The organism is Paraburkholderia sp. MM5384-R2 (assembly GCF_014201025.1).
GTDB classification, from domain to species: domain Bacteria; phylum Pseudomonadota; class Gammaproteobacteria; order Burkholderiales; family Burkholderiaceae; genus Paraburkholderia; species Paraburkholderia tuberum.
On sequence record NZ_JACHDI010000011.1, the window covers coordinates 116,465 to 130,576 of the forward strand.

The window sequence follows — 14,112 nt, forward strand, 5'->3', positions numbered from 1 at the left end:
CACGACAGCGTGGCGCTTTTTAGCAATTCAACAATCGCGAAACTGGGGTTTGCGCTTTTCGGCGAAGGCTGCCATGCCTTCCTTTCGATCTTCTGTGGCGAAGGTCGAATACGCCATACGCCGCTCGAACAGGATGCCTTCTGCCAGGCTCGATTCGTAGGCGCGATTGACGCACTCTTTGGCCATCGCTACGACGGGTTGCGAGTATCGCGCGATCTCGTCGGCCGTTTTCAGCGCTTCCTCGACGAGCGTGTCGGCGGGCACGATGCGGCTCACGAGGCCGCATCGTTCGGCTTCAATGGCGTCCATCCTGCGGCCGGTGAGGATCATTTCCATCGCCTTCGATTTGCCGAGCGCGCGCGTAAGGCGCTGCGTGCCGCCAGCGCCGGGAATGGTCGCGAGCGTGATTTCGGGCAGGGCGAAACGTGCGTTGTCGGCGGCGAGAATGAAGTCGCACATCATGGCCAGTTCGCAGCCTCCGCCTAACGCAAGACCCGCGACCGCGGCGATGACCGGCTTGCGGCAACGCGACGTGCGTTCCCAGTTCGACGTGATGAACTGATTCTTGTACACGTCCATGTACGTCCATTCGTTCATCATCTTGATGTCGGCGCCGGCGGCGAACGCCTTTTCGCTACCGGTCATCACGATGGCGCCGATGGCAGGGTCGGTTTCGAGGTCGTCGAGTGCCGCCGTCAGCTCATCCATCAGCTGGTTGTTCAGTGCGTTGTAGGCTTGCGGACGGTTCAACCTGATCAAGCCGGTTTTCCCGTGCGTTTCGACGATGATCGTCTCGTAGGCCATGGTTCTTCCTTGAACGAATGAGGGTGAACACCTAGACCCGGATGGGTCCTGCTCGCCGATGATTTGCGTGTCTGTGGTGCGCCGCACGGCAGCGTCAGAGCGTATCGTGCGTTGCCAATTTTGTGAACGACGTTTATGATTCTGAATGTGCGACCCAGCTTTGTCAATTGAGCGGAGGTCAGAATTGCTAACGGAAAACACCGCGAGGAGACACTGCATGACCACTCGTCACGAGGACGGACAGATTCGCGTTGAGCAGCGTGGGAACCTGCTCTTGATGGGCATTGACCGGCCGGAAAAGCGCAATGGTTTCACGCCGAAAATGTTCAGAGAGCTTGCGATGGCTTACACGCAGCTCGAGAAGAGCGGCGATATTTTTTGCGGGCTGGTATACGCCGAAGGCGATCACTTTACGGCAGGGCTCGACATGCCAAAGGTCGCGCCGTTGCGCCGCGAAGGGAAACCGCTGCTTCCTGAAGGCGAGGTCGATCCGTTCAACTTGCGCGCGCCGCTGCGTACCAAGCCGGTCGTCATTGCGCTGAAGGGAATCTGCTTCACGGTCGCGGTCGAATTGATGCTTGCATCGGAAGTGGCTGTTGCGGCCGACAACTGCCGTTTCTCCCAGCTTGAAGTCAAGCGGGGGATCATGGCAGGTTGTGGTGCGACGTTTCGCATGGTGCAGCGAGCCGGCTGGGGCAACGCAATGAAGGTACTGCTTACCGGCGACGAATTCACCGCAGACGAGGCACGGCACATGAACTTCGTGCAGGATGTCGTGCCTGTGGGGCAGGAGTTCGACCGGGCGCTCGGGATCGCCGAGCGAATCGCGGCGCAGGCACCGCTAGCCGTGCAGGCCACGATGCAGAACGCGCGCGTTTCGCTGGGACAAGGCTGGCAGGATGCTTACGCGACGATTCAGTCGACCCAGCAGTTTCTCTACAACACTGAAGACGCGAAGGAAGGCGTTCAGTCCTTCATCGAAAAACGTACGGCGAAGTTCGTCGGACGCTGATGCAAGGCTTCCGGCGCAGCCGGTGTGAATTCAAGGGGACCGTTTGCTATGACAAAAGGCGCGTTGGCGGGTGTTCGCGTACTCGACCTGAGCCGTATTCTCGCCGGGCCTTGGGGGGCTCAGATGCTGGCGGATCTCGGCGCGGAGGTCATCAAGGTCGAGCGTCCCGGCAAGGGCGACGATTCGCGGCAATTCGGCCCCCCGTTCCTGATGGATCGGGAGGGAAAGGTCACGCGCGAGTCGACGTTTTTTATCAGCGCGAACCGAGGCAAGAAGTCGATCACGTGCGATATCTCCACGGCCGAAGGCCAGGCGCTGATCCGCTCGTTGGCGGCGCACTGCGACGTGTTGATCGAGAACTATAAGGTTGGCGACCTCAAGCGTTACGGGCTCGACTACGACAGCCTCAAGCTGGTCAATCCGCGCCTGATCTACTGTTCGATAACCGGGTTCGGTCAGACCGGACCGTATAGCCCGCGCCCCGGCTACGACTCGATTTTCCAGGCGATGGGTGGCCTGATGAGCGTGACCGGAAACGGCGACGACGTGCCGGGCGGCGGGCCAATGAAAACCGGGCCCAGTCTTGCGGACATCCTGTGTGGTCAGTACGCCGCTTCGGCGATCATCGCAGCGCTTTATCATCGCGACGCGGCGCAAGGTGGTACCGGGCAGGGGCAGTACATCGACCTGGCGTTGCTGGACGCGATGATTGCTGCCACATCGCACTATGCAAGCCAGTATCTCGTTTCAGGCCAGATTCCCATTCGGCGCGGTACCGAGGGCAACGGTGGTATGCCGTCGCGCATGTTCCGCTGCGCCGATCGCGACATCATGATCGTGGCGGGCAACAACGAGCAATACGCGCGGATGTGTAACGTTCTGGGGCACCCCGAGCTAGTCAGCGATCCACGATTCAGCGAGATTGCGCTGCGCGTGAAGAATCGTCGCGCGCTGGGCGAAGTGTTCGAGCCGCTGATCCTTCAATGGCAGAGCGATGAACTGCTCGCAGCACTCGACGCCGCCGGGGTGCCGGCCGGACCGATCAACAATCTGGAGCAGGTGTTCGCAGATCCGCATGTGCAGGCACGCGCGATGTGCGTCGAAGTTGCGCACCCGCTCACGGATAAGGCGGTTCGGATGGTCGCCAACCCGGTCAAGATGTCGGGCACGCCTATCGATTCGTATGGGGCGCCGCCGATGCTCGGACAACATACGGACGACGTGCTGCGTGATGTGCTGAGTATGTCGCAGTCGGATATCGATATCCTGCGCGAAAAAAAAATTCTATAGAAAGGACATCAACGGCGAGTTCGGCAAGATCAACGTGGTGCTCGTGTTCGGCGACGCGAAGAAGGTGATCGAGGAGATGGCGAAAAGTTGCAGCTAAGGGGGAGTCATGACGACTGAGAGAAGCAACAGCCGTATCGTATGTACAGACCACGTAGAACTCGGGTGTATCCACTCCGGTAGGGACGCCCCGAATATCTCGCGTCCGCATCAACGTTCGGACACTCCCGTGCGCAGCGGAAAGTCACCTCATTGGGCTTGGGCGAACTGCCGCAGCGAGTTCGACTGGATGGACGTGCACTTGCCGTTCTTCACGTCGGAATGGTTTTAAGAAATTTCTCAACAGACGAGATCGAGTCCCAAAGATAACGGTGAAAAAACGCCTTGGCTCGGTGTCCCGCAGCCAAGGCCAAACTCCACACGCTCTCGCGAAGTGTGTGAGAGGAGAACCACCTGATCGCTCTTCAAGCTTCGTGGTACGCGCCCGGCGCGAAGCTCACTGCTCAGATCGAGGCTCGCGATAATGCAACTGGACGTTTCATATATTGCACCGTGTTCAAAAAGACGCACTAGAGCATTGACTGTCCGCCGTCCACACTGATAGTCTGCCCGGTTATGAAATTAGCGTCGTCACTACATAGAAATGCAACTGTTCGTCCAATATCGCGCTGAGGATCGCCGAAGCGGCCAAGCGCAATTTCAGAGAGATAGCGAGTGCGTTCCTGAGGATTGGCTTCGAGGTAGGCTTCGGCGGCAGGTGTGAGCGCTGCCGGGCAAATGACGTTGACGGTAATGCCGTAGACGCCCCATTCGCGCGCGGCAACTCGCGAGAGCCCGCGAATGCCCTCCTTGGTTGCGGCGTACGCGCCGAATCCCTTGAGGCCTTCGATACCGGTGCGCGAGCCGAAGTTGATGATGGCGCCGCGGCCCTGCGACTTCATCCGCGGCAATGCGGCCTGCATGAAATACAGCGTGCCGTACAAGCCTGATTCGAGCGTGTTGCTCCAGTCATCGTCGGTAACGGATTCGAGCGGCACCCCCGGGCTGCTGCTTTGGGCATTGTTGATGAGTGCGTCCACACGTCCGAATCGCTCGACGGCAAGCTCGACCGTCCGCACGGCGTCGGCACGATTGCGCGTATCGCCGGGCACGACCAGCACTTGCGAACCGAGGGCGCTCAATTCCTCAGCAGCCCGCGTGAGTTTGGCCTCCGTGCGACCAGTGAGGACCAGACTCGCCCCCTCGGTGGCAAGCGCAAGGGCGATGCCGAGTCCAACGCCTTGGCCGCCTCCGGTCACGATGGCGACCTTTTCTGCCAGTTTTTTCGTGTACATGAGTGAATCCAGAAGTGAAGGTTGATGTTGCTGTTCGACGCGCGAGCGTATTCCGTAAATGGTCTGGAAGATGATGCTTCCACATTTCAATTTTTCGAACGATGTTCAAATATATCTCAAGCGGTGTGATGGAGCGCCCTGGCGTATTCCCGAATTCGGGTGGTGTAAAGGTGTGCCAGATTGTGATCGATGTAAAACTATGTGAATAGTTCCCGTATAATCTATACAGTCAATTCATGGGGAAAATCATGTTGAAAGAGACCTCAGCGCCGGCGGACCGGGACGTCAGCGGGCCGCGCTCGCTGACCCGACTCCTCGGAATTTTCGATGTGCTGGCGAAGTCTCCGGACGGGATGTCGCTAGCAGAACTGAATGTCGCTCTCGAGTCACCTAAGAGCAGCCTGCTCAATCTGCTGCGACCTCTGGTGGCGGAAGGGTACTTGATGCACGACGTAGGCCGCTATCGCCTGGGACCGTCGATCTTCCGGTTGTCGGCAGGCGTGATGGCCGCGTGGAATTTTTCGAAGATACTGCGCCCGTTCCTGGTGGATCTCTCGAAGAGCACCAATGAAACCGTGTATGTCGGTGTCCTTGACGTCGAACACAAAGAGATCACCTATGTCGACGTGATCGAGAGCGAGCAATCGGTGCGCTATTCAATGCACATCGGTTTGCGTCGCCCGCTCTATTGCACGGCTGCGGGCCGCGTGCTGCTCGCCCATGCACCGGACGCTTTCGTTAACGACTACATGAAGACGGTCAAGTTCGAGCGCCGCACCCCGCAAACGATCGCAACGAAGAAGGCGTTGCGTGACGAACTCGACCACATCCTCGAAAGCGGCCTGTCGGTGAGTCGCGGTGAACTACTGCCGGATTCGGCCGGCGTGTCGTCGCCGATCTTCGGACCGAATGGCAATGTCATCGCGGCGATGGCAATTGGTGCGCCGCTCGAACGCTTCGACCGCGAACGTCACCGGCTCGAAGAGAACATGATCAGAGTCGCACAGCGGGCGTCTGCGTTGGGTCAGGCAGAAGAGGAGTGACTCGCCAGTCGGTCGGCGGCGCATTGAAGCGGGTGCTTCAATGCGCCGCGGTCGCGGTGCGGTCCAAGAAGCGTCGTACCCACGCGCAACGGATCGGTCGCAACGACCGTCAGCGTGTACGACGCTTCGGCAGCATGGAGGCGACCAGCAGTCCGGCGATCGAACTACCTGCGATGTAGACGAATACCGAAACATAGCCAGTATCGGCCGGAAACGATGCACCGTCGTGTCCCGCCGTCGCGCTGCGCAGCAGCGCAAACACGGCCTGGGCGCCTACCGCGAAGAAACACGAGAAGAAAACGTAGAGCATGCCCGTTGCCTCGCCTGTCTGATGTGCAGGCGTCGCTTCCACGATCTGGTTGTACAGCGCCGTGCTTGCGAAGGCGAGGCCGAACGAGCACAGCACCGCACCCGGAACGAAGAGCAGCAGGCTGCGATGAAGCACGATCAGCGAGGCCCAGCCCAAGGCCAGTATGAGCATGCCAATCAAGGCAGCGGGCCGGGCCTTGTAGCGGGCCGCAACCCGGCCGCTCCATGGGCTCGCGACCAGCGCGACGATGTTGACGCTGAACATCAGTAATCCGGCCGCCGTCGCGCTCAACCCGAATCCGGCGTGCGTGCCGGCAGGTTGCTGGGCGAGCAGCGAGAAGACCTGTCCTAGTTGCATGGCGCCTGCCGCGAGGAATGCCATGCATGCATTGGCCAACACGACTTCGCGCCTCTTCAGCAGACGCACATTGATGAGCGGATGACGCGCCCCGTGTTGATGGCGTGCCCAGAGTCCGAGCACGGTCATCCCGCCAGCGATCAAGCCCCACAGCCGCGGATCGCCGAGCCCCCACGTGCGGATTTGCTGCACGGCGAAGAGAATGGCGCAAAGTGCCGGAGCGAACGCGAGACCTCGAATGTAGTCGATCCGCACGCCGGGATTCGGTGGCGACGGCGGTGCCCACGCGCGTACCGCCGCGACGGCCACGACGCAAAGCGCGACTTTGAACCAGAAGCCGCCCTGCCACGAATAGTGATCCACGACAACGCCCGCGCAGACGTAGATCAGCCCCGCCGACACCATGCCTGCCGCACTGATCATCCCCACCGCGGCAGGCAGCCTCGCGGGTGGCAGATTCTCACGAACCAGACCGATGGAGAGTGGCGTAATGCCTGCCGCGATTGATTGCATCGCACACCCCGCGACGAGCATGCCCACATCGGTCGCGCATGCGGCCACGACTGCGCCCGCCGCAGCGATCGATATCACCACGAGCAGGATGCGGCGGTAGCCCAACAGGTCGCCGAGTCGCCCGCTCACGGCGGCAAAGACGGCCGAGCCGAGCCAGTACGCGGTGACGGTCCAGCTCACGGAGTTCGACGCAGGAAAAGCCTTGTAGAGCGTGACCAGCACGGTGTAGATGACGGTGATGCCGGACGAGGCCGCTACCGCGGCAAGCAGGATCGCCATCGTGAACCCGCGCGGTGGACCCACCACGGGTTGCGCTCGGTGTGCCGGCTGGGAGAGTACTTCGGCTTGCATAAACGTCTCCGGTTGTGTGTCTTCGTTTCGATTATACTTATATACGAACGGCGTTCGTATTGATGTTTTTGGAGAGTTCGATGCCGACCGCAAGGATCGCGAGGCCACCGCCCGATATCAAATCGATATCGACGTTTTCGAGTTCGATATGAGAGTTTTTAGGTCGATGGCTTGACCCGATACTTCTCTCAAGGGCGCACGTTCTGAAGCGCTCCCCACAATCAGGAGCGAGACCATGCAAACGTATCAAGGGAAGATCTACGACGCCGACACGCACTTCTACGAAGTCGAGGACGCGTTCAACCGTCATTTGCCCGAGAAGTTCAGGAAGGACTGGTCTTTTACCAGCCGTGTCACGGCAGACGGCAACCGCTGCATGTATGTGGGCGACCGGAAGGTGGAAATCAGCGAGGGCTACACATCGGCCGAGGGGCACGTTCCGCCGCCGGGCAAGCTGCATGAATGGCTGCGCGCGATGAAGGATGGCAAGGATAACGTCGATATGCGGGTTTCGCCGACGCCGGACATGTTCAACCGCGACGCGCGCCTGAAGAAGATGGACGATTTCGGTGTTGAAGCCTGCACGATGTACATCGGCGAAATGGTCGCGTGTATTTCCTACCTCAACGAGCCCGTTGCGGCAAATGCGGTGTTGCATGCGTATAACCAGTGGATGCTCGACGACTGGGGCTTCAACTACAAAGACCGCATCTACACGACGCCGGTCGTCACGCTCGACGATCTCGATGCGGCTGTCGCCGAGGCCAGGTGGCTGGTTGCGAACGGTGTGCGGGTGATCCTGATGCCGATGGGGCCGTTCAATGGCCGTGCACCTGCGGATCCATACTTCGATCCGTTCTGGTCGGTCCTCAACGAAGCGGGCGTGCGCGTCACCTTCCATGTGTCGGAAGCGATCTACATGAAGGATCATATGGCGGTGTGGGGCGAGCCCGTGCAGCAGTCGCGCCAGCGTCAGACCGCCTTTGTCTGGATGCACGGTTACGGCGAGCGGCCGGTCATGGAAACGCTGTCGTCGTTCATCTTCTACAACTTCTTCGAGCGTTTCCCGCGGGTCAAGCTGTGCAGCGCCGAAAACGGTGCCGAATGGGTGCCTTCGCTGCTCGTCAAAATGGACAAGTGCCGGGGGATGGCGAAGAATGGCTACTGGCCGTGCGGTCAGCTGAAGAAACGCCCGAGCCAGATCTTCAAGGAAAATGTCTTCGTGGTCGCGTATCCGGAGGACGACATCGCCCAGATCATCGCTCAAACGGGATCGTCGGACTTCCTGTTGATGGGCTCCGACTATCCGCACGCGGAAGGCGTGCCCGAACCGAAGGACTTCGCGTCGGAAGCATGCAATGAGCTCTCGGAAGAAGACACGCGCAAGATCATGTACGACAACGGCCGCCGGTTCATTCCGCTGCACGTGTGATCGGCCTTGCACCGGTCGACGGCGGCAGACGGTCTGTCCGTCCCGCGCGATTTCTTCATTACGAACAGGTTAGCCATGAATATTTCGGACTATCAGGCGCTATTGCTCGAACGCGAAGGCGGCGTCTTGACCGTTACGCTCAACCGCCCGGAAACGTTGAACGCGTTCGACGAGCAAATGGACATCGAGATGTCACGGCTCTTTCTCGATGTCGCCGAGGACGTTGAGACCCGTGTCGTGGTGTTGACGGGCGCAGGGCGGGCTTTTAGCGCGGGCGGCGATATCGAGCATATGCAGCAGGTCATCGACAACCCCACGCTGTTCCTCGAAGGCATGCAGCGTGCAAAGAAAATTGTCTTCTCGATGCTGGATTGTCCGAAGCCGGTCATCGCCAAGATCAACGGTCATGCAATTGGTCTCGGCGCGACGATCGCGCTGTTCTCGGATCTGAGCTACGCGGCCAATCATGCAAAGATTGGCGATCCGCACGTGAAAGTCGGCTTCGTGGCGGGCGATGGCGGCGCGGTGATCTGGCCGCAGCTCGTGGGCTATGCGAAGGCCAAGGAATACCTGTTGACGGGGGATCTCGTCACCGCGGAAGAGGCGGCACGACTGGGTCTCATCAATCATGCCGTACCGGCCGACCAGCTGGATGCCGTGGTCGACGCGATGGCGAAGCGTCTCGCAAACGGCGCTTCGCGCGCCATCCAGTGGACCAAGGCGTCGATCAACATCGGCCTGAAGCAACTTGCGCATGCCATTCTCGACGCGTCGATTGCATACGAGGCGCTGTCGAACCTGACGGAAGACCATCAAGAGGCGGTCAACGCGTTTCGCGAGAAACGCGAGCCGGTGTTCAAGGGACGTTGAGCTTTTACAGTGTCCGGCGCCAGCGGTACCCGCGGCGCCGGGCGCGGCGAGGGAGAGATGCACATGCAACGGGTAGTGGCGATAACGGGTGGATTCGGCACGCTTGGGCGCACGGTTGGCCGCGTGTTTGCTGAGAACGGCTGGAAGGTCGCGCTGATTGACAAGGCGCTCGAGCCGGAGAACGCGAGCGCGGAGCAGCTGCACGCTTCCTGGTGGCGAGGAGGCGTCGAGCTGACTGATCTCGATGCGGCGCGCTCGGCGCTTTCCGCGGTCGTCGAGCAGCTTGGCAAGCTCGATGCGATCGTCAATGTAGCGGGAGGCTTTCGCTGGGAAACGCTGGCGGACGGCAGTCTCGACACTTGGGATCTGATGTACCGGACGAACGTGCGCACGGCGGCGACTGCGTCGAAAGCGGCACTCGACCATATTGCCGGCAGCGCGGAGGGCGGACGCATCATCAATATTGGAGCCGGCGCTGCGCTGAAGGCGGGCGCGGGCATGGGAGCGTATGCGGCCTCGAAGTCAGGGGTGATGCGTTTGACTGAGGCGCTGGCCGAAGAACTCAAAGGCCGTTCCATCACCGTCAACGCTATCTTGCCAGGCATCATCGATACGCCACAGAACCGCAAGGATATGCCCGACGCTGACTTTTCCCGCTGGGTGCGGCCTGAAGAAATCGCCGAGCTGATTCTCTTTCTCGCGTCTGGCGCCGCGTCGGGGGTGACCGGTGCGTTGATTCCTGTCACCGGGCGTACGTAAAGATCCCGAACCGGAAATAGCAGTTGATGCCCGAGTCAAGGCGCCAACTGCAAATCGCGCTTCAGGTGAGGTGTGCGAGCGAGTCGTTGCTGAACCCGAGGAACGGCTCGCCAAGCCGTACGCGCCGCGCCCAGTTCGGATCATGTAGAAGCGAGCGTCCCACGCCAACAAGATCGAACTCGCCGCGTGAGAAACGATCGAGCAGGGCAGTGAGGTCGGGCTGCGCCGCTGTCGCGGCCCCGGCCATTGAATCGTAGTAGCCCTTGTTAATGCCGATCCCACCAACAGTCATCGAAAGCTTGCCGGTTACCTTCTTTACCCAACCGGCGAGATTCATCTCTGAGCCCGCGAATTCCGCCCGGTTGAAATAGCGCGTGCTCGCCTCGAAGATGTCGACGCCAGCATCCGCGAGCGGCGCGAGAATGTGCTCGAGTTCGTGCGGGTCGTTGGCGAGACGCGCGCGGAAATCCTGCTGCTTCCACTGGGAGAAGCGGAACGTGATCGGCATCGTCGCGCCGATCGCTTCGCGGATTGCGCGGACAACTTCGGCGGCAAAGCGGCTGCGCGCCGTGAGATCCTTGCCCCATCGATCCGTGCGTTGATTGGTTTCCGCCCACAGAAAAGCGTCGATCAGATAGCCGTGAGCTCCGTGAATCGCGATGCCGTCGAAGCCGGCGGCCGTCGCATAGCGCGCGCTTCGACCATAGGCTGCAATGACGTCCGCGATCTCGGCATCGGTCATCGGGCGAGTTGGCGGCATGACGCGCTCCATGTAACCTGCGTTGAGCGATGTCGTTCGTCCTTCCGGTCCCCACAGTCCCGATGGGCGCAGTGGCGAGGCGCCCGGGAAGGGGCCCGTATTCGCCTCTTTCATGGGTCCCATATGCCACAACTGAGGAAAGATGATTCCGCCGCTAGCGTGAACTTCGTCCGTCACGCGTCGCCACGCGGCAACTGATTCCTCTCCGGCGAGCACGGGAATCGAATTTTCTCCGAGTCCGGCTTCGCCGAGCGCCGCGGGGTGATCGACGCCGACGCCTTCTGTGATGATCAGGCCTGTCTCGCCCTGCGCACGCCGCTTGTAGTAGGCGGCGACGTCACTACCGGGCAATCCGTTCGGCGAAAAGCCGCGAGTCATGGGTGACATGACGATACGGTTGGCAAGCGTGACCCCGCGCACGGTGAGAGGCGAAAAGAGCGAATTGGTATCCATTGGGCATTCACATAGTTGACTTGTGTGCGGATAATGATACGCTATGTTCTATCGATGAAAAAGCAATATTGGCGCCGTCTCGTGTGTGTGTGTGTGTGTGTGTGTGTGCAGGCGGCGTTGAACAGGAGGATTGCATTGGAGCAAGCAGACTCATTGGCGGTAGACGCGCTCGAAGAGAGCGGCGCAAAGCTCATCCCGGAGGGCTTTGCGTTGATGCCGGAGTTCGGTCCCTTCCATCGGATGTTCGGACCTACCTACTTTCGCAAGAGCGAACGCGGACACGTCGTCGGCATGTACGTTCGCGAAGCGCATCGCAACCTTGGCCAGATGATGCACGGGGGCGCTGTTTGCATGCTGGCAGACACCGCCATCACGTGGGCGAGCAAGTATTCGCGTCAACCGGCCGTCAGGGCGTTGACGACGGGCTTGACGGTCAATTTCATGGGGAACGCGGAGCCGGGCGACTGGGTGGAAGCACACGTCGACGTTCTACGTTCGGGAAAGCGCGTGATTTTCTCCGACTGCCGGATCTGGGCGAATGCGAAATGCATCGCCCAGGCGTCGGGGCAATTCCAGGTGATGGGTGAAATTGACAGCTAGTGCGTCGGCGAGACCTGGATGGCCGCGCGAACGTTACGGCATTGACCTGGCTCGAACCTTATCCAGTGCCGCACGGTACCTCCACGCGGTCAACAGAAGCCGATGAATCCGCTCAGCCCGGCGTTTCCGTTCGGAGCGAGTGGTCTGAACCGCGAGGTGCACTTCGGGCGCGCCTGTGACCAGTGTGAGAAGATCGCGCGCCGCGTTCGAGGGATCGTCGATGGCGATCACGCCGCTGAGCGCGGCGGCTTCCAGAACGCCGGTTAGCGGCTCCAGCATCGTCACCACGAACTGCAGAAACTGCTTTGCGACATCGGGAAAGCGAATCGCCTCGCCAATGACCATGCGTGAAGTGTGCATGCTGTCCGGTATTGCCATGTGTTCGACGAGCGCATCGATAAGGGATGCCATGTTCGTCGAAAAATCGCGGCCCGGTTCCAGGTGCTCCGAGATCTTGCCCCGCAGATCGGCCATCCCGCGCCAGACGATGGAGCGAAAAAGCTCTTCCTTCGTGCCGAACTGGCGATACACGGTCGTTTTGCTGACGCCAGCCAGCGATGCGATTTCCTCGACCCTGGCGGCGCCGAAACCTTCTCTGATGAACACGGATTTGGCGGCGTCGAGCAGCCGCTCGCGCAACTGAACCGCATCGTCGTGGGTGGGCCGGCCAGCCGTTCGAGGTTTGTCCGCTGCAGCGAGCCGCGAGGCTCCGTTGGGAGCCTGAACTGACATAGGTTTGTACATCGGGGACTGTTTGATGTCGGAATCAGGACATCAGTATACTCATGAGCCCAAGGGGGCGCCAGTAATGGCGCCCCCTTGGGCTCGGACCGCGCGCAGCAGGGCTCAAACGTTGATCATGCCACGTACATACGACTCCATCGTGCCTGCGCACGAGAGCTTGTCTTCGCCTTCCTCGAGATCGGCGTAGCGGCCGACTTGACGGACCAGCGGCCCCTGCAGGCCGTCGGTGTTCCCCGCCGGTGAAAAGTCGACCACGACCTTGTCGCCAGTGATGAAACCACCCCAGTATCCTTCGGCCAGCAGGTCGAAAAACGCGAAGCGCCCCTCAACAACGCCCAGTCCATCCGCAGGATTCAGCAGTTGCTCTCCCGCCTTGTCGAGGACAAACGGGGCGATCCACGGGCAGATTGCATAACCCTGCGCAACTTCCGACCAGGGGCCGGTTCCGATCATCTCGGACATGCCATAACTGTTCTGGATGTTCTCGGCACGAATACCGTAGAAGCGGATGATTTGCTCCCGATAGTCGGCGGGGGCCGAGGTGCCCTTCAAGCCGCCACCGGTGGTGATTACCGTATCCGGATGGCAGATGCCATCGGCGCTGCCGCGCTGACGGGCGCGCTCGACGAGCGTCCAGTGCAACGACCAGTTGCCCTGGACCAGCACCGGAACTTCGCGCTGCGCGGTGAGCTTGTCGAGAAACCGGTCGATCATCTTGCCGGTATGACGCTGGCGCGCCACCGCCTGCTCCTGAAACGCCGCGACCTCGCTCGGTTTCGCGGAGCCGTCGGCGATTGCGCGGCGCATGCGGCCCATCGAAATCGTTGCGGATGCGAGCACCGGTTCGTCGAACATCAGCGTGGTTTCCGCGCCGAGCCGTTGCGCTGCGTTCAGTACCGGTTCGATATGCCGATGCGCGCCGGCAGGCGGCATCATGAGGAAAGCCGGGCGCTTGCCGAAATCTCTTCGGATCATTGCGTTGCCGTAGACGCCCAGCTTCACGCACGACTCGGTGACATTGTCGAGATCGGCTTGCGTCTGACTGATGAAGCTGCACTTTCCGGATGTGCCGCTCGAGCTGAAAACATGGTGTCCCGCTGTGCGCAGACGGTCCATCCATGCGTCGACGTTGTCCAAGCCGTCCAGATCGACTTCGGCTACCCGTTTGCTCGATAGCGTTTGCAGCCATGCCGAAAGATGTTTCCAGCGGCCGTTGTCGATGAATGACTCGGGGTAGCTCTTGTAGATCTGATGCGCGAACAGCAGGGGCACCATATCTTCATGGCGGGTCACTTCGTTGACGCCGACATCTTCCGCTCTGCGACGCAGTAGCCTGATCTGTTCGCGGCGCTCGGCGAAGCGCTCTTTCATGGCAGCGAGCTGAAGCTCGCGAAGGTTCTCGGGGTGCTTGCGAAACGGGTCGCTTTCACCGCGCAGCATTGCATAGAACGGGTCCAGAGCGGACATGTCGTCTCCAAGGCTA

General features: G+C 60.5%; 13 protein-coding genes. 7 read left to right on the forward strand and 6 right to left on the reverse strand.

Annotation, left to right across the window (positions count from 1 at the left end):
- Positions 1 to 27: 27 nt before the first annotated feature.
- The gene (locus tag HDG37_RS19045; protein WP_184050304.1) at positions 28 to 804 is read right to left on the reverse strand and encodes an enoyl-CoA hydratase; all 777 of its coding nucleotides are present in this window, start codon (positions 802 to 804) and stop codon (positions 28 to 30) included.
- Between the two features lie 217 nt (positions 805 to 1,021).
- Here HDG37_RS19045 and HDG37_RS19050 point away from each other — a divergent pair, with 217 nt between their 5' ends.
- The gene (locus tag HDG37_RS19050) at positions 1,022 to 1,816 is read left to right on the forward strand and encodes a crotonase/enoyl-CoA hydratase family protein (protein WP_184050306.1); all 795 of its coding nucleotides are present in this window, start codon (positions 1,022 to 1,024) and stop codon (positions 1,814 to 1,816) included.
- Positions 1,817 to 1,864: 48 nt separating this feature from the next.
- Entirely contained in the window at positions 1,865 to 3,106 is a 1,242-nt protein-coding gene (locus HDG37_RS19055) for a CaiB/BaiF CoA-transferase family protein (protein WP_184050308.1), read from the forward strand.
- A gap of 566 nt (positions 3,107 to 3,672) precedes the next feature.
- On the opposite strand, the gene HDG37_RS19060 is transcribed toward HDG37_RS19055, so the two are convergent.
- Positions 3,673 to 4,437, reverse strand: coding sequence for an SDR family NAD(P)-dependent oxidoreductase (locus HDG37_RS19060; RefSeq protein WP_018425469.1), 765 nt, complete (start codon positions 4,435 to 4,437; stop codon positions 3,673 to 3,675).
- 248 nt (positions 4,438 to 4,685) lie between these two features.
- Between HDG37_RS19060 and HDG37_RS19065 the strand changes: the two genes are divergently transcribed.
- On the forward strand, positions 4,686 to 5,480 hold the full coding sequence (locus HDG37_RS19065) for an IclR family transcriptional regulator (protein WP_184050310.1): 795 nt from the start codon (positions 4,686 to 4,688) through the stop codon (positions 5,478 to 5,480).
- Positions 5,481 to 5,589: 109 nt separating this feature from the next.
- On the opposite strand, the gene HDG37_RS19070 is transcribed toward HDG37_RS19065, so the two are convergent.
- Positions 5,590 to 7,011, reverse strand: coding sequence for an MFS transporter (locus HDG37_RS19070; RefSeq protein WP_260334928.1), 1,422 nt, complete (start codon positions 7,009 to 7,011; stop codon positions 5,590 to 5,592).
- A gap of 235 nt (positions 7,012 to 7,246) precedes the next feature.
- On the opposite strand from HDG37_RS19070, the gene HDG37_RS19075 reads away from it, so the two are divergent.
- The 3 genes from HDG37_RS19075 to HDG37_RS19085 all read left to right on the forward strand — a co-directional run bounded on the left by HDG37_RS19075 (position 7,247) and on the right by HDG37_RS19085 (position 10,072).
- On the forward strand, positions 7,247 to 8,443 hold the full coding sequence (locus tag HDG37_RS19075) for an amidohydrolase family protein (RefSeq protein WP_184050312.1): 1,197 nt from the start codon (positions 7,247 to 7,249) through the stop codon (positions 8,441 to 8,443).
- A gap of 75 nt (positions 8,444 to 8,518) precedes the next feature.
- Positions 8,519 to 9,313: an enoyl-CoA hydratase/isomerase family protein gene (locus tag HDG37_RS19080; RefSeq protein ID WP_090808869.1), complete on the forward strand. Its 795-nt coding sequence runs from the start codon at positions 8,519 to 8,521 to the stop codon at positions 9,311 to 9,313.
- A gap of 63 nt (positions 9,314 to 9,376) precedes the next feature.
- Positions 9,377 to 10,072, forward strand: a complete 696-nt coding sequence (locus tag HDG37_RS19085) for an SDR family NAD(P)-dependent oxidoreductase (RefSeq protein ID WP_184050314.1) — start codon at positions 9,377 to 9,379, stop codon at positions 10,070 to 10,072.
- A gap of 61 nt (positions 10,073 to 10,133) precedes the next feature.
- Here HDG37_RS19085 and HDG37_RS19090 read toward each other — a convergent pair whose 3' ends face one another.
- Positions 10,134 to 11,285 carry an NADH:flavin oxidoreductase gene (locus HDG37_RS19090; RefSeq protein ID WP_184050316.1) on the reverse strand — a complete coding sequence of 384 codons (1,152 nt, stop codon included), beginning with the start codon at positions 11,283 to 11,285 and terminating at the stop codon, positions 10,134 to 10,136.
- Positions 11,286 to 11,420: 135 nt separating this feature from the next.
- Here HDG37_RS19090 and HDG37_RS19095 point away from each other — a divergent pair, with 135 nt between their 5' ends.
- A complete protein-coding gene (locus HDG37_RS19095; protein WP_221312068.1) occupies positions 11,421 to 11,885 on the forward strand; it encodes a PaaI family thioesterase in 465 nt (154 codons plus the stop codon).
- Positions 11,886 to 11,918: 33 nt separating this feature from the next.
- On the opposite strand, the gene HDG37_RS19100 is transcribed toward HDG37_RS19095, so the two are convergent.
- Positions 11,919 to 12,524, reverse strand: a complete 606-nt coding sequence (locus HDG37_RS19100) for a TetR/AcrR family transcriptional regulator (RefSeq protein WP_260334929.1) — start codon at positions 12,522 to 12,524, stop codon at positions 11,919 to 11,921.
- A gap of 207 nt (positions 12,525 to 12,731) precedes the next feature.
- Positions 12,732 to 14,096, reverse strand: a complete 1,365-nt coding sequence (locus HDG37_RS19105) for a hypothetical protein (protein ID WP_184050322.1) — start codon at positions 14,094 to 14,096, stop codon at positions 12,732 to 12,734.
- Positions 14,097 to 14,112: the final 16 nt, after the last annotated feature.